The following is a 14,674-nucleotide window of genomic DNA, read 5'->3' as shown; positions in this document are numbered from 1 at the left end:
CCACATCTTTGTGTCAATAAAATATGAAAGCGAGAGTCTGATTACAGGCTCTCGCTTTTTTGTTTCACCGTATTTTTTGGGGATTGGGTTGGTTTGTTTTCGGTTTGTCTTTTGTACTGGCTTCAGTCGCATCTGACGATATTGGGAAACACTTCCTCGATTTCCCGGTACAGTTTGTCTGTCTGTTTTTCATAACGGCGGGAGAAGTGAAAAGGCACTAACTGATTTACCCCGGCGGCGGCTGCAATTTCACCACAAGCCCGGGTTGTCAGGTGGCCGTTATCAGTACCGCGGCGAACATCGTCTTGAGAAAAAGTGGCTTCACAGAACAGAACATCAGCATCACGGGCAAGCGCAGTTAAATTTTTACGGTTATCTGTGGTATCGGCCAGATCGGTGGCATAGACCAGTTTTTTCCCTGCCTGCATGCGAAGTAATTGCTTAGCCAGCATCGCCACTGGCTGGCTTTCACCGTTCGGAAGGTCAATTAATCGATCTTGTTCTCCGGCCATGTAAGCGTATTTGAGTTTTCCGAGCCATGGCCCCGGCGATAAATCTAGTTCATTCAGCGCTGACTTTGAGACTGAAACTGCAGCTACCGGTTCATAAGAAAAAGCCAGAACAGGCGTGCCGTGATCAAGTTCGACGGTTCGGATGATAAATCGCTCTTCACGATGGATGATACCGTCATGAACAGTGATCTCCGGCAAAATCGGTATTTCATGGTGACCTGCCTGAAGCCGAAAACGGCACAGTTTGTTGCCATGCAGTTCAGAAACGGTAAAGACAGGGCCGTTGTCTCCAATACGATCCCATAAAATTCCGCTGATCATACCGGCAATATGTCTGGCCAGCCCTGGCGGACCATAGAGCTGGCAGCTTCCACTGGTACTCAGCCTTACCCGGAGTAGCCCCATAAATCCACCGATATGGTCGAAATGAGCATGACTGATGAAAATATGGCTGACATTATGAGCATGGCGAACTGGCAGGCGGGAAGTATTGCCAAGGTCGAACAGCAGGCAGCGACGGTTCTGGTTGGTTTTAATCAGTAGTAACGGGTCATCAAACAGACCGTTGACCAGTTCCGCGGTGATATCTCTTCGGCGGATGCGAGGTGTATTTCGAAGCGGTTTTACATCTGATGGATGAACCAGAGATTGGGTATCGGTTTTTTGTCTATGCGCGTCAGAGGCACCTCCGGCAGCATGCTTAGGTACGGCAGTAACCAGCAAGTGTCCGGGCAGATGCCTGGCATCGCGAACCAGTAATTGATCGGTCGGCTGTTTAAATGACTGGCAGTAAATCTTGAGTAGGTGATCTTCCAGTTCAATGATTTCTCCCATAGAAGTCTCGCCATCACTGTTTGTTAGCTTGATAACCAGCCCGGCCCATTTTTCAGGATGATCGACAGGAGGCGGGGTGCCGAGTAGCTTTGGTGTCCGGATATCCAATTCCATTTCACTACAAGTATTGAGGTATTGCTCCCATAGCGCCGTTCGTCGCAAGGCTCGCTGGTGTCGGTTTGGTGAGATGGCCAGCTCAGAGCTTGTTATCGCTATAACCGGAACGTTGAGGTTGGCTATTTCGTTTTCAAGAGAGACAGAGCATGCAGGGCTTTCCGGGCTGTCCTTGTTGGTAAACTTATCCAGCACAGCCAGTTGCGTCGGGGCTGTAATATCAATCAGTGAGGGCAGAAGCTCGGCAGCGGCCACACCTTTAATTAAGCCGGGTGCATCAATGATAAGCGGGATCTCCGCCGGAATACGTAGCATCAAGCTGCGGAGTGCTTCTGCTAACGGCAGGCGGAAGCGGGCAGCATCCAGGCTGCATAAAGCTTCGAAATCTGTTAGTTGCCAGTCGGTTTCCTTCCATATCCCAAGATTGATTGCAGCAGGAATACCGAACCCCGGTGAGCCAGGATCGGCACTCAGGCAGGCACAAGGCTTACCTTCAGATTGCATCCGCTTAGCCAGTTCTGCTGCAAGGAAGCTTTTTCCGGCACCCGGTGGGCCAAATAAGACAATACGACTTGATGGCTGGCGCAGACTTTCATTAAGCGTATCAACACCTTCTAAATAGCGGAGGATATTAGACGGGCAGAACATATCATTACCCCATAAGTTTGCACGGATGACCGGGTTTAAACAGAAGGTGATAGCCGGTCATTTGGGCAATCACTTCCATGTTGGTGGTGGCATGGGTGGATAGTTGATCACAGCTGAAGCATCCACCACGGGCAACGACCATTGGCAGCATAATTTGATCGGTCAGGTAGCGGTCCAGCACGGCTTTGGAAGAAAGATATTCCCTGACCTGTTTATTGAGCTTTTCGGCGACGGCTTCGGCTCTTAATTTTAACCTTCCCAGTTGGATTATGCTCAGTTGCATCTGTTCAAACTTCATATCAAAGCAGAGTAGGTTGCCGCTGGATAAAGCTACTGGAGAGCGAATGTAAAATTTATCGATGGGGGCATGATAGAGGCCGATAAAGGTGTCGATTTCCCGCTTACCAATACTCTCTGGCAGTCCTACACAGTAACTCACCAAACGACATTTTCTTAGCCGACCGCGTTCTGTTAATTCAATAGGAGTGAGTTTCGACGGTTTTATTCGCGCCAGCCACTGCCCACCTCCGGCGGGAACAAACCCCCACTGTTTCACCTCTACCTCGACGTTGGCTCCCATTTGTCTTAATAAGGGTAGGAAACTTTGTCTTAGGTAGGTCAGTGTTGGCGCCATTGGGTTGTGGGTTCCTCCGGTCAGTGTAATCCGGCTCTCTTTGTTGGCCTGAAGCAGAGGTAGCAGCAGTGTCTGGAATAACAGTGTGGTACTGCCGGCAGTACCTATGTCAAACCGATATTCTCCGCCATAAACTTCACCGGGGCTGAAACTCAGCTCGGTGGAGCCAAGCTCATCACCTTCAATACGGGCGTTGCTGATTTCCCTGGCGGCTCGCACACAAGTTAAGTGTTGTCGCCGCAGGCCGGGTTTGTCTCGCCGGGCCCGGATATTACTGATGGTGAAGTTAATCCCGTACAGCAGTGATAAAGTCAGGCAGGTTCGCAGTACCTGGCCGCCGCCTTCACCCTGATCGCCATTAATATGTATGCCTTTCACCGGATGAATCCGTTAAGTTCAGATACTGAAACTATCGTTCACTGCGGAAGCCTGTGCCAGTGAATACCTCATTTACAGCATGAGGTAATGAAACTGGAGCGAGAGCAACATCATAAATTTCGAATACATATTGATTCTAATGAAGAAAATCACGGCAGAGCCGGGAAGTGAGGTTAAGCTTTAATTAACAGGTCAAAGAATGGAGCCATTGATGGATGTTCCCGGACGGAAAATGAATTGGAAGACGATAAGGCGGCATAGCCGCCAACTCTCACAGTAAAAATGTGTCATCACTCGTCTTTGTTATTCAGGGGGCATCTATGTCTGTAAATGAAATACGTAACATTGGCTTTGTTGGTCAGAGCGGGGTTGGGAAAACAACATTAGTTGAGCGCTTGTTATACGAGGCTCATGCAACCACACATTTGGGCAGTGTGCAGCAGGGGGATACAGTGACTGACTTTGATGATCAGTCCATCCAGTACCAGCACAGTATTGAAGCTACCCCCGTTGCCTTAGCCTGGCATAAACACCGCATGAACATCATCGACACTCCCGGAATTCCCGAGCTGCTCGGCCGCTCATTAAGTATTTTCCCCGCAGTTGAAACTTCGGCACTGGTACTGGATGCCAATACTCCTCTCAATCAGGTATCAGAGCGTTTATTTGAATTTTCCCGGCAACAGCAAAAATGCCAGATGATTATCATCAACAAGATGGATTTGAATTCGAATTTATTGGCAGATTTTGTCGCGCAGATATCAACACATTTTGGAAGTTGTTGTTTGCCAATCAATTTACCGTCACAAGATTGCAGCAGTGTTATCGATTGCTATTTTGCTCCTGATAATGATCAGCCGACGCTTTTCGACAGTGTTTCAGAGGCACATGAACGGCTTATTGATCAGATCATTGAAGTTGATGAAGAACTGATGGAGCTGTATCTCGAACAAGGTTCTGCGCTGTCCCCTGAACAACTGCATGACCCGTTTGAAGAAGCGTTGCGAACAGGTCACGTGATTCCTGTCTGCTTCGTGTCGGCAGATTCCGGTGTCGGTATCGATATGCTACTGCGGATCATGGCGGAAATTATGCCGCTGCCGGAAGAAGGTAACCCGCCTTTACTGGAGAAAGACGGTAAGCAGATCAGTGTTGACTGTGATCAGCTGGACCACAGCGTTGCTCATGTTTACAAGGTCAGTGTAGATCCTTATCTGGGAAAACTGGCTTATATCCGGGTGTTCCAGGGAGAGATTAATGCCGGTAGTCAGCTCTATATCGGAGAGAGTAACAAGGCATTTAAGGTCGGGCACCTGTATCAGTTGCAAGGTAAAAAGCGCATTGAAATTAGTAGCGCTAAAGCCGGTGATCTTTGTGTGCTGGCGAAAGTGGATGAGCTTGGCTTTGATTCGGTGATCCACGACTCCCATGACGAAGACGGCATTGTCATGAGCACCTTGTTTTTCCCGCAGCCGATGTACAGCTTAGCTATTCGGCCGATTAAGCGGGGGGATGAGCAAAAGCTTTCCGAAGTTTTACAGAAAATAGCGGCAGAAGATCCGACACTTTGGCTTGAGCATCGTACCCGAACCAATGAAACCTTGTTGAGCGGTCAGGGCGAATTTCATCTGAAGATCGCGCTGGAAAAAATGGAGACGGTGTACAAATTAACCGTGGAGACTTCTCAGCCAAGCATTGAATACTACGAAACAATTACTATGCCGGCAGAAGGCCATTATCGCCATAAAAAACAAACCGGAGGTGCCGGACAGTTTGGTGAGGTGCAGTTAAAGGTTCGTCCGCTTGAGCCCGGAGCCGGGTTTAAGTTCGTCAATAAAGTGGTTGGCGGGGCTATTCCGACAGCGCTGATCCCAGCGGTAGAGAAGGGGATCAGGCAAGCAGTCGATGAAGGGGCAATTTCCGGTAACCCGCTCCGCGATATTGAAGTGACGGTCTATGATGGTAAATACCACTCGGTCGACTCGAAAGAGATTGCTTTTGTTATTGCCGGTAAGAAAGCCTTTCTGGATGCGGTGAATAATGCAAATCCGATAGTTCTGGAGCCGATTGTTGATCTGTCCCTGATGATACCGACTCCGGCTGTCGGCGATGTTACCGGTGATCTTTCTTCCAGTCGCGGCGTGATAGTCGGTACCGACGTAACACCAAATAACCAGACAGCACTTCAGGCAAAGGCTCCGCTTAATGAGCTTCAGGACTTTTCACAGCGCTTGCGCTCTATAACCGGCGGTGAGGGAAGTTTCAGTCTGGCGTTCAGTCACTATGAACCGGCACCGCCAAATGTTCAGAAACGTGTGTGCAGTGAGTCACAGGCTGCGAGTTAGTGGCTTTTGACCTGAGCAGATAATGATATAAATCATTAAATAACAATGTAATTAGCAGAAAGCAGTCAGTTGGCTGCTTTCTGTTGTCTCGGCTTCGGAGAACAAGCATGCTCGTGCAGTATTTATCAGATCTACACCTGGAGTTTATGGCAAGCCCGTGGGATTTCTCGTTGCCGGAGACAGATGCTGATCTGATTATTCTTGCCGGGGATATCGGAACCGGCTGTGAGAGCCGCTATATTGACTGGGTTCTGGCTGAAACAAAGGGCAAGCAGACGATAGTCGTGGCCGGAAACCATGAGCCTTATGGTTCCATTTTGCAGAAATGCCATAAAAACTGGCGAACGGCGACCCGGGGAACCCATGTTCACTTTTTAGAGCAAGAAGCGATAGAAATCGACCATGTCCGCTTTCTGGGTGCAACGCTCTATACCGACTACCGGATTGATGGTAATCCTATGGAAGCGATGAACCGAGCCGCGGAATGTATGAACGATCACCGAAAGGTTCATATGGATCCGCGAGGTTCCATGTTCAGACCGATTGATGCACTGGATATTCATTACCAGACCCTGCAGTTTTTAGAATCTGAATTACAAAGCGGTTATCAGGGGAAAACCGTTATTGTTTCCCACCATGCCCCGAGCGCCAAATGCTTTCCTGATGAAAATATCCCGCCACTTGCTGCCGCCTATGCCAGTAATCTTGAAGAACTGATGAAAAGATACGATATAGCCGCCTGGTTCCACGGCCATATACATAGCAGTACCGATTTGACCATTCACAATACCCGTGTGTTGGCTAACCCTCGCGGTTACTGGCCGATGCTGCTTAATGACGATTTTGATCCTGCCAGAACAATCGAAATCTGAATCCTGCCAAACGTAAACAATGTAAATCAAATGCCAATGAAAACAATTATCAATTAAATTGTGCTCATTAGATTTCTGTGGTTTTTGATGTGATTGTTCATGTTTCTAAAAACAAAGGCTGTCCAGCTATGGGCTCGTCGCCTTCATATCTACATATCAATGGCGCTGTTGTTTGTGGTGCTTTTTTTTGCTGTAACCGGCATCACCCTCAACAGGCCTGAACTTTACGTCAAAAGTAAGCCATCCATCAGTGAAGTGACCCTGACATTGCCTGATGCATTAATCACCTCTGGCAGTCGACCGTTTGTGCCTGACGAGTCAGCGTTGATTGCGTTTCTGACCAGTGAAGGTGATGTGTCCGGTAAGCCTTCGGCCATGGAAGTGTTTACTGATGTGGAAGACGGCGAGTTAATCGAAGGGGAAATTACCCTTGATTATAAAGGTCCGGGGTTCAACGCATCGGTTTATGTCGACTTAATTAACCGTGAAGCCATTATCGAGAAAAACCATTACGGCGCTGTTGCTGTGCTCAATGATCTGCACAAAGGGCGTAACAGTGGTGAAGTGTGGAAGTGGTTTATCGATATCACCGCGTTGCTGATGATTTTCTTCGTAATGACAGGCGTTTGTTTGCTATTGCCGAAGAAAAAGACACTCAGTAATTCTTTGGTATGGACTGCTGTCGGTTCGCTTTCCACACTTCTGATTTTTCTTTGCGCAGTACCCTAAGGTCAAACTCTGGGCCTGTGCCACTGTTTTGAAAGGATTTGTGATGACTTCTTTTGCTAAGTCACTTCTGGCTATGTCGGTGGCACTGCCGCTGGCTATTTCGGCTTCTGTTAATGCAAAGCCGCTTCCTCAATCTGCTGTGATGGAAGTGGAATTTGAGCTGCCAAAAATTGAAACCTCTATGTATGCCCGCCCTTATGTGGCGGTATGGATAGAAGATGCCAATCGTAAGCCGGTTCGGACTGTTCAGCTCTGGGTTGGAAAGGACGAATGGCTGAAAGATTTGCGCAGCTGGTGGCGCAAAGTTGGGCGTTATGACCGTGAGCTGGTGGATGCGGTGACCTCGGCGACACGACCAGCCGGTGAATACCGTTTTGTCTGGAATGGTCTGGACGATAATGGGAACCGGGTAGAGCAGGGTGCGTACACCTTCTACGCCGAAGTAGTGCGAGAACATGGTGGCCGCAACTACCTTCGGCAGAAGCTGGAGTTGGGTGAAGCCGGGTTTACTCATGTCCTAACTCCGACCGAAGAAACTGGCGAGATCAAACTACGCTATCGGGTTCAATAACTTGAGCGTAAATGTAATGGATTAAACATATTTAAGAGTCTGATGATGATTAAAAATAACAAGATGAAAGCGGTCTCTCTGGCGTGTGCCATGGTTGCCGGTCTGGCGGTATCTGCAACAGCCAATGCTCACCCGCGCTGGGTATTACCTTCGCACTTCACTGTGTCTAAAGAAGGTGGTGACTGGCTGACTTTCGATGTAACCGCTTCACACGGTACCTTTGTATTTGATAAGCCGGCCGGAAGTGAAACCGCTCAGGTTGTGATGCCTGATGGTCGAAAGGAACGACCGAATTTCGTGATTCGCGGTAAGCGCCGTTCTATGTTCGACTTCTACTTCGAAGAAGAAGGGACACATAAAGTGGCGATTAACGGCACACCGTCTTATTACACCCAGTATAAGGCTGGTAGACGTGACACGGTGAAGTGGATGAAAGCCACTAAAGCCGAACGTGATGAGCTGTTGCCGGTAAAGTCCCGTGACGTTGTCACTCAGCTTGGTTTCACCCGTGCCGAAAGCTATGTCACGGTAGGAAAGCCGACAGAAAAAGCATTCGAGCTTGAAGGTAAATACCTCGAAATGCTGCCGCTCACTCACCCGTCAGACATTATTGAGGGAGAGGAAGTAAAGTTTCAGTTCTTCTATAACGGCCAGCCTCAGCAAGGTGTCACCGCTGAAATCACTCGTGAAGGCACGCTTTATCGTAACCACCAGGAGCAAATTGATGTAGTCAGTGATGAAAACGGCATAGTGACATTCGTGCCGGCACAGGCTGGTCGCTGGCTGATGAAAGCAAACTATAGAGGCGACTTACCGAACAATCCGCTGGCTGATCGCGCCAGTGTTAATGTCCACCTGACTTTTGAAGCTGTACTTCAGTAACTGATGATGGCCTGCTGAAGCAGGCTGTTTTTTCCTTTGTCTTATGTTCAAGAATTTGTTCAAGAGTGTATTCAAAGAATTGTTTGAGGATTTCATGAAAAAGCGTACCAGCCAGTTGCTTCTTTCGTTCTTGGCCCTGTTTTCTATGTCGGCACATGCGCACTTTCCGTTGATGAGTTGTTGGTTTGAAGCCGACAAAGTGATTTGCGAAGCCGGTTACAGTGATGGCAGCACCGCTGTGGATTATGACGTCGATATGTTCGATTACGACGATAACCTGATTGCCAAATCGATCACAGACAGACGTTCCATTGCTGAGCTTAAACGTCCGGATACAGATTTTTATCTGGTTTTTGATGCCGGACATGAAAGCCCGGTTGAAGTTGATGTTGTCGAGATTTCAGAGAAATGATCACCGAATCAGTCATAGCCGATGACGGAGGCCGGGAAGGCAAATGGGTGGCTCTTTCTATAGCCGTTATTTTGTTGGTCGCCGCGATTTTGCTGCCTTATCACCAGTGTGTTTCTGATAAGCAGGAGTTGGCCGCTCATCAAATTTCGCTGGCAAATCTTGAAGCGCAGGAACTGGCGATGATTGGCGATCTTCGGCTCGCTCATGAAGAGATTCGTAATATTCATCAGGACAGCATTGAGTTTGATGATAAAGATATCTGGCCGTCGATTACTGAACTGGAAGCTTTGTGGTTAGCTCCTTTTGTTAAAGATAAAAGCTGGCAACACAAAGGTGAACACCTTTGGCACCAGGTCGCCCCCGGCATCTATCAGGGACTTCGCCAGTCAGAGCAGGGAGCCGTGTCTGTAATTCTGAGCTGTCATGCTCAGGAACCGGATGTTTGGATTGATTTCAATCTGCAAGCCACGCCTTTTGAAGATGATGTCTCTCAGCTGTCGCTATCTGATTCAGCCTTGATTAAAGCTGGATGGCAGCAAGTTGCATTTAGCGACCACCAGGACACTCACAACCATTAATTTTCCCTTTCATTGTGTCAACAACGACGATGTGAAACACGTTATGAAACAGTTATTACAAAGACAGTTGGTTAAAAAGTTTTCAACAAAACTCACTTTGCTGAAAGTGGTATCTGTACTCGGCCTGCTGCTGACCAGTCTGACCGCGCAGGCTGCAGATAAACTCACGATCGGCATTACTCTTCAGCCTTATTACAGCTATGTAAAAGCGGTTGTTGGCGACAAGGCTGAGGTATTACCGCTGGTAGACGCCGGTTTTAATCCACATAACTATCAGCCGCAACCTAACGATCTCCGTCGCTTGAAGCAGATGGACATTATTGTGGTAAACGGCATCGGTCATGATGATTTTGCTTTGAAAGTAATTAAAGCGGCTAATCGTGATGATTTGATAGTGATTGAAGCCAATAAAGATGTACCGCTGCTACCTGCCATGGGTCAGTCTGTCGGTGACGGTGCGGTAAATCCTCACACTTTCGTCGGTTTATCGACCACTATCCAGAAGGTTTACACCATTGCAAATGAACTGGCGAAAATTGATCCGGATAATGCCCGTTTCTACCGTAAAAATGCCCGCAGCTATGCGGCAAAATTTCGTAAGCTCAAACACAGCGCGATGATGACGCTGGGAGACTTGGATACCAGCGGTATGGTTGTGGCGACCACGCATAATGCTTATGGATATCTGCTGCAGGAATTTGGTGTTGATGTGGCTGCGGTTATCGAACCTGCTCACGGGGTTGAGCCTAGCGCCAGCCAGTTGCAGGAAACGATAGAGAAGATCCGTAATTCCGGCATTGATGTACTTTTTTACGAACTCAACATGCCAAACCGTTATGTCGAAACCATCGAAAAAGCGACCGGCGTTCAGCTTTATCGTTTTTCACACATGACTCATGGTCCGTATGAAGCTGATAAAGTCGAAGTCGAGATGAAAGAGAACTTGGATACTCTGGTTCGGTCTATGAAGTTTGCTGCTGAAAACACAGTGAAAAGCGTGGCTGTAAATAAGGATGGCAAATAATGGGGCCGGGTATTCACCTTAATAATGTTGGCCTGAAATATGGCGACAACATCATCCTGCACGATATCAATCATGTGTTCGCGCCGGGGCAATGCCATGTAGTGATGGGGCCAAATGGCGGCGGTAAGACATCGTTGCTTCGCTCGGTTTTAGGCTTAACGCCGTTCAGTGGAGAGATCCAGGTTCAGTGGCCGGGAGAGCAGAAAGGCAAAGTCGGTTATGTTCCTCAGAAAGCGACTTTTGAGTCCAGTCTGCCGTTGACTGTTATGGATTTTATCTTGCTGAATCAAACAAGAATGCCTTTGTTCTGGCCCAAATGGCACCGTCGAGCAAAAGCGAAAGCATATGCTTTACAGCAGCTGGAGCGTGTCGGTATGGCAGAAAGAGCGGAGCGCAGAATGGGACAGCTATCTGGTGGCGAACAACAGCGGGTTCTTTTTGCTCAGGCGCTTTTGGATAATCCGGATTTGTTAGTGCTGGATGAACCGACAACCGGTATGGACGAACAGGGGGTTCGGTATCTTGAATCTTTGATGCATGAGTTAGTTGCTGAAGGGAAAACCGTTCTGGCTGTTCATCATGATGTAACAGCAGTAAGGCGCCTAAATGCTCAGGTACACGTTGTAAACCGCCAGTTGGTTGATAGCGGTTTTGTTGCCGATGTATTGATTCCGGAAAAAATTGAGCGTTTGTTCAATCACTATAGTGCTCCGTCATTACCTTCGAAGACCAATTTGGAGGATGCGGCATGATGGATATCATTCGCACCTGGGCACAGTCTGGTGTTAACTCAGGCTTGCTTAGCGAAAGCTTCTCCTATGCCTTTATGGTCAATGCGGTAGTGGCTGCTTTGCTGTTAGGGCCTTTACTTGGTGGTTTGGGAACCTTAGTTATCGCCAAGCGACTGGCATTTTTCTCCGAAGCGGTCGGGCATGCGGCTCTGACTGGTATCGCACTGGGTGTACTTCTTGGTGAACCACCGGAAAACCCGATGATAGGGTTGTTCAGCTTCTGCATGATTTTCGCGTTATTACTGCATTTCGTACGTAATCGAACCAATGTGCCTTATGACACGCTGGTTGGGGTATTCCTTGCTCTGGCATTGGCTGTAGGGGCAGCGTTGCTGATGTATGTCGCCCGGAAGATAAACATCCACATGCTGGAAAACGTGTTATTTGGTTCAATTCTGACGGTATCTGATCAAGATCTGCTGATTCTGGCGTTGAGTTGCCTGCTAATTGTGTTGCTGTTGATCCCGACCTTTAACCGGATACTGCTGACGTGTATCAGCCCGGATATCGCCAAAGTCCGGGGTTATGCGACCAACTTTTATGACTATCTGTTTGTCATGATGATCACTCTGGTCACGATTGCATCGGTCAAAATTGTCGGTGCTGTTCTGGTGGGGGCTTTGCTGTTGATTCCCGGCGCGACGGCCCGCTTACTGACCAAAAATATGGGGAGTTTTGTATTGATGTCGGCTCTGCTGGCAACTATCAGCTGTTTGGTTGGAACAATTCTGCCGATGGAGTTAAAGCTTCCGGTTCCTTCAGGAGCCGCAATCATTATCGTCTCGGCTTTGTTTTTCTTAAGTGCCACCTTTTTCCGCATTGTTCGCAAGGGATAAATGAAAATGACGTTATTATCGAAAAAGGCGCTGTTGAATCTGAGTTGGCTGCTTGCCGTTGGTTGTGGGCTATTCGCTTCGTCACTGGCACAGGCAAAAGATATTCTGACAGCTACTCCTGTAACTTACATGCTTGCCGCTGAACTGACGAAAGGTACGGCGATAACAACCAGCTATCTTCCTCCTAAGCGATATGGTGTACAACGAATGCCTAACTGGTTTAATAGTAAAGGCGCGGAGTTGACAGCTAAAGCAGCGAAACAAGCAAAAGTGGTGATTACATTAGGTGCGATTTGGCCACATGACCCGTTATATGTTCATGCCCGCATGGGAAATATCGGAATAATTGAAATTGATGCTTCACAAGCTATATCTCCACGAGCGCAGGGAGTGGCATCTTTACGATTAGAGGACGGTTCGAGCTCTTTATTCGCCTGGTTAAACCCGACTAATTTGGCGCGTATGACTGCGATTGTTAGTGATGACTTGCAACGGGTATGGCCTCAGGCATCTGCGAGCATTGAAGCTAATAAGCAAAAGTTGATGCTGGATATTCGTCAGTTGATCAATCAGCAGCAAAATGCGTTGTTTGATGCAGACGTTCATTCGGTTGTTCTACTTTCGACAGAACTTGAAGATTTTGCATCAGGCAATCAGTTATTTGTTGTTGACCGATTTACTGCACCTGAACTTGAGTGGACTGAAAAAGATAAGACAGCATTAATTCAATTGCTGAATGATGATGAATCGCTTTGGCTGCTGACTGCAAGAAAACCAAGCAAAGTGTTAAAAGCTTTGGTTCCTAACCCTGAGCGTATCTTAGTCGTCGACAGTGTTGATCGTTGGGGAAGGTCTGGCATTGACTCTGACTCACCACTACAACGTTGGCAACTACAGCTCTAAAATAGATTTATTTTGTAACAGACGAAAGCACCTAATAACGAAGGGCTTCAGCATTAGCTGAAGCCTTTTTGGTATTAAAATAGGTGTTGTTTCATTTGTTAGTAGAATGCTTTTGCAAGTATCAATATTGTTTACAAATTAAACAACCGAGCTTTGATTCCCACTATTTCTCACAAAATGACTATCCCTGAAAGCAAAATAATGATGCTTTGTATTACAATTGCACATCATCAATATGCAGCGAGGGATTTCAGTATCTTAGGCGGTAGCATGTCACTATTTTGAATTTAAGTCTTATCCAGCGGGCTTTTTACTCCGGTTTTATGAAGCCCTGCAACATGGGTATAGATTTGTGTTGTCTTTATATCTGAATGTCCCAGCAACTCCTGAATATTTCTGAGGTCAGTTCCGCTTTCGAGCAGCCTGGTCGCGAATGAATGTCGAAAAGTATGACAGCCCGCTTTTTTAATAATTTGTGCTGCTCGTATACCTTTCATGACATGCTTTTGAACAGCGCGATCAGTAATGTGATGACGCATAACCCTTCCTGATCTCGGGTCTGTACTGAGTTTTGGGGCCGGGAACAAGTATTGCCAACCCAAGCCTCTAGCCTGGGCTGGGAATTTCTTAGCGAGGGCATAAGGCATGTAAACTTCGCCGAACCCATTATCGAGATCGCGCTCATGAAGTATATTAACCATGGCTATTTGTTGCTGAAGTGGTGCATGGAGAGAATTCGGCAACAGTGTTTTTCTGTCCCGATTTCCTTTGCCATTTCTTACTGTGACAGAACTTGCTTCAAAGTCGACATCTGCAATCCTGAGCCGACATGCTTCATTGATTCGCAAGCCACTCCCATACATAAGCTGTGCAATAATTTTTGACGGTAATGGTAAATGATCTATAACAGCTAATGCTTCAGAGTGGGAAAAGACCTCTGGCACTTTTGGACCTTTCTTCGCACGTTTGAAGCTCAGTGATTCAGTATTTTGTTTTAATAACTCCCGACAGAGAAATACGAGTGCGTTAAGAGCTGTTTTTTGAGTATTCGGTGAGACATTTTGCTTGGTGACTAAATGGTTCAGATAACTGCTGATATCTTTGGCTGAGATATCCTGTCTTGACTGATAACCACAAAACTTAATGAAACTCCGAATCCAGTGCAGGTAGGTTTTCTCCGTTGAATAAGAAAGACCGCGAACACGAATAAATGATGTAACCTCGGTAATAAAGTTACTATTGATTGATGAAATAGGGTGGGGAATATCTTTCATTTATCTGTTCATCCATACAGTAATTTTGATTCAGGCTAGATGACGTATCTTTTCAAAGCAATATCAACATCCTTTGAGTTCGCTGATTTAGAGTGTCTATCGCACCAGAATGAAAAGTTGTTGTTTATCAGTTGAATGAAAGTGGTAGCAGAAAAAGGTGATACACGAACCTCGTTCGGTGTATCTGCTCTTTGAATAGCACGTTTTTGTCTTTAGCTTACTGTTTTTATTGATAAAAATATGAAGGGGTAGCAAGGAGAGATTACGAACAAAATATACGAACGAGATATGCGAACTTTGTTCGTTGAATATAATGTTAGCTGCAAATACAAGTTAT

The 14,674-nt window shown here is 47.1% G+C and carries 14 protein-coding genes; 11 read left to right on the top strand and 3 right to left on the bottom strand.

Features of this window, described 5'->3' with window-relative positions:
- Positions 1–122: 122 nt before the first annotated feature.
- The gene (locus tag C942_RS24395) at positions 123–2,108 is read right to left on the bottom strand and encodes an MBL fold metallo-hydrolase (protein ID WP_007466195.1); all 1,986 of its coding nucleotides are present in this window, start codon (positions 2,106–2,108) and stop codon (positions 123–125) included.
- A gap of 4 nt (positions 2,109–2,112) precedes the next feature.
- Positions 2,113–3,120, bottom strand: a complete 1,008-nt coding sequence (gene rtcA / locus C942_RS12250; RefSeq protein ID WP_007466193.1) for an RNA 3'-terminal phosphate cyclase — start codon at positions 3,118–3,120, stop codon at positions 2,113–2,115.
- Positions 3,121–3,440: 320 nt separating this feature from the next.
- Here rtcA and fusA point away from each other — a divergent pair, with 320 nt between their 5' ends.
- The 11 genes from fusA to C942_RS12195 all read left to right on the top strand — a co-directional run bounded on the left by fusA (position 3,441) and on the right by C942_RS12195 (position 13,063).
- Positions 3,441–5,465 (top strand): elongation factor G, encoded by a 2,025-nt coding sequence (fusA, locus tag C942_RS12245; RefSeq protein ID WP_007466191.1) that lies wholly within the window; start codon positions 3,441–3,443, stop codon positions 5,463–5,465.
- Positions 5,466–5,572: 107 nt separating this feature from the next.
- Positions 5,573–6,337, top strand: a complete 765-nt coding sequence (locus C942_RS12240; RefSeq protein ID WP_007466189.1) for a metallophosphoesterase — start codon at positions 5,573–5,575, stop codon at positions 6,335–6,337.
- A gap of 99 nt (positions 6,338–6,436) precedes the next feature.
- Positions 6,437–7,066, top strand: coding sequence for a PepSY-associated TM helix domain-containing protein (locus C942_RS12235; protein ID WP_007466187.1), 630 nt, complete (start codon positions 6,437–6,439; stop codon positions 7,064–7,066).
- A 43-nt stretch (positions 7,067–7,109) separates the two neighbouring features.
- A complete protein-coding gene (locus C942_RS12230) occupies positions 7,110–7,637 on the top strand; it encodes a DUF2271 domain-containing protein (protein ID WP_007466185.1) in 528 nt (175 codons plus the stop codon).
- Positions 7,638–7,682: 45 nt separating this feature from the next.
- Entirely contained in the window at positions 7,683–8,519 is an 837-nt protein-coding gene (locus C942_RS12225; protein ID WP_036799968.1) for a DUF4198 domain-containing protein, read from the top strand.
- 94 nt (positions 8,520–8,613) lie between these two features.
- The gene (locus C942_RS12220) at positions 8,614–8,931 is read left to right on the top strand and encodes a hypothetical protein (RefSeq protein WP_036799980.1); all 318 of its coding nucleotides are present in this window, start codon (positions 8,614–8,616) and stop codon (positions 8,929–8,931) included.
- Entirely contained in the window at positions 8,928–9,509 is a 582-nt protein-coding gene (locus C942_RS12215; protein WP_036799964.1) for a DUF6162 family protein, read from the top strand. The genes C942_RS12220 and C942_RS12215 overlap by 4 nt, the downstream gene beginning before the upstream one ends.
- Before the next feature lie 43 nt (positions 9,510–9,552).
- On the top strand, positions 9,553–10,533 hold the full coding sequence (locus tag C942_RS12210; RefSeq protein ID WP_007466178.1) for a metal ABC transporter solute-binding protein, Zn/Mn family: 981 nt from the start codon (positions 9,553–9,555) through the stop codon (positions 10,531–10,533).
- On the top strand, positions 10,530–11,285 hold the full coding sequence (locus C942_RS12205; protein WP_198287491.1) for a metal ABC transporter ATP-binding protein: 756 nt from the start codon (positions 10,530–10,532) through the stop codon (positions 11,283–11,285). The genes C942_RS12210 and C942_RS12205 overlap by 4 nt, the downstream gene beginning before the upstream one ends.
- The gene (locus C942_RS12200; protein ID WP_036799977.1) at positions 11,285–12,160 is read left to right on the top strand and encodes a metal ABC transporter permease; all 876 of its coding nucleotides are present in this window, start codon (positions 11,285–11,287) and stop codon (positions 12,158–12,160) included. Before C942_RS12205 ends, C942_RS12200 begins: the two co-directional genes overlap by 1 nt.
- A gap of 6 nt (positions 12,161–12,166) precedes the next feature.
- Positions 12,167–13,063: a metal ABC transporter substrate-binding protein gene (locus C942_RS12195; protein WP_007466172.1), complete on the top strand. Its 897-nt coding sequence runs from the start codon at positions 12,167–12,169 to the stop codon at positions 13,061–13,063.
- A gap of 287 nt (positions 13,064–13,350) precedes the next feature.
- On the opposite strand, the gene C942_RS12190 is transcribed toward C942_RS12195, so the two are convergent.
- Complete coding sequence (locus tag C942_RS12190; RefSeq protein WP_007466170.1) at positions 13,351–14,337, bottom strand: integron integrase; 987 nt, start codon at positions 14,335–14,337, stop codon at positions 13,351–13,353.
- Positions 14,338–14,674 lie beyond the last annotated feature (337 nt).

Origin of the sequence: Photobacterium marinum (assembly GCF_000331515.1) — a bacterium.
Classification (GTDB): Bacteria; Pseudomonadota; Gammaproteobacteria; order Enterobacterales; family Vibrionaceae; genus Photobacterium; species Photobacterium marinum.
Note: the sequence above shows the minus strand (reverse complement) of the source record. Positions and strands in the feature narration are given on the sequence as shown.

What these genes read in the sequence shown, in the direction of transcription:
- C942_RS24395 (WP_007466195.1), bottom strand. Translation starts at nt 2,108, where the DNA reads ATGTTCTGCCCGTCTAATATCCTCCGCTATTTAGAAGGTGTTGATACG.
- fusA (WP_007466191.1), top strand. Translation starts at nt 3,441, where the DNA reads ATGTCTGTAAATGAAATACGTAACATTGGCTTTGTTGGTCAGAGCGGG.
- C942_RS12240 (WP_007466189.1), top strand. Translation starts at nt 5,573, where the DNA reads ATGCTCGTGCAGTATTTATCAGATCTACACCTGGAGTTTATGGCAAGC.
- C942_RS12235 (WP_007466187.1), top strand. Translation starts at nt 6,437, where the DNA reads ATGTTTCTAAAAACAAAGGCTGTCCAGCTATGGGCTCGTCGCCTTCAT.
- C942_RS12230 (WP_007466185.1), top strand. Translation starts at nt 7,110, where the DNA reads ATGACTTCTTTTGCTAAGTCACTTCTGGCTATGTCGGTGGCACTGCCG.
- C942_RS12225 (WP_036799968.1), top strand. Translation starts at nt 7,683, where the DNA reads ATGATTAAAAATAACAAGATGAAAGCGGTCTCTCTGGCGTGTGCCATG.
- C942_RS12220 (WP_036799980.1), top strand. Translation starts at nt 8,614, where the DNA reads ATGAAAAAGCGTACCAGCCAGTTGCTTCTTTCGTTCTTGGCCCTGTTT.
- C942_RS12215 (WP_036799964.1), top strand. Translation starts at nt 8,928, where the DNA reads ATGATCACCGAATCAGTCATAGCCGATGACGGAGGCCGGGAAGGCAAA.
- C942_RS12210 (WP_007466178.1), top strand. Translation starts at nt 9,553, where the DNA reads ATGAAACAGTTATTACAAAGACAGTTGGTTAAAAAGTTTTCAACAAAA.
- C942_RS12200 (WP_036799977.1), top strand. Translation starts at nt 11,285, where the DNA reads ATGGATATCATTCGCACCTGGGCACAGTCTGGTGTTAACTCAGGCTTG.
- C942_RS12195 (WP_007466172.1), top strand. Translation starts at nt 12,167, where the DNA reads ATGACGTTATTATCGAAAAAGGCGCTGTTGAATCTGAGTTGGCTGCTT.
- C942_RS12190 (WP_007466170.1), bottom strand. Translation starts at nt 14,337, where the DNA reads ATGAAAGATATTCCCCACCCTATTTCATCAATCAATAGTAACTTTATT.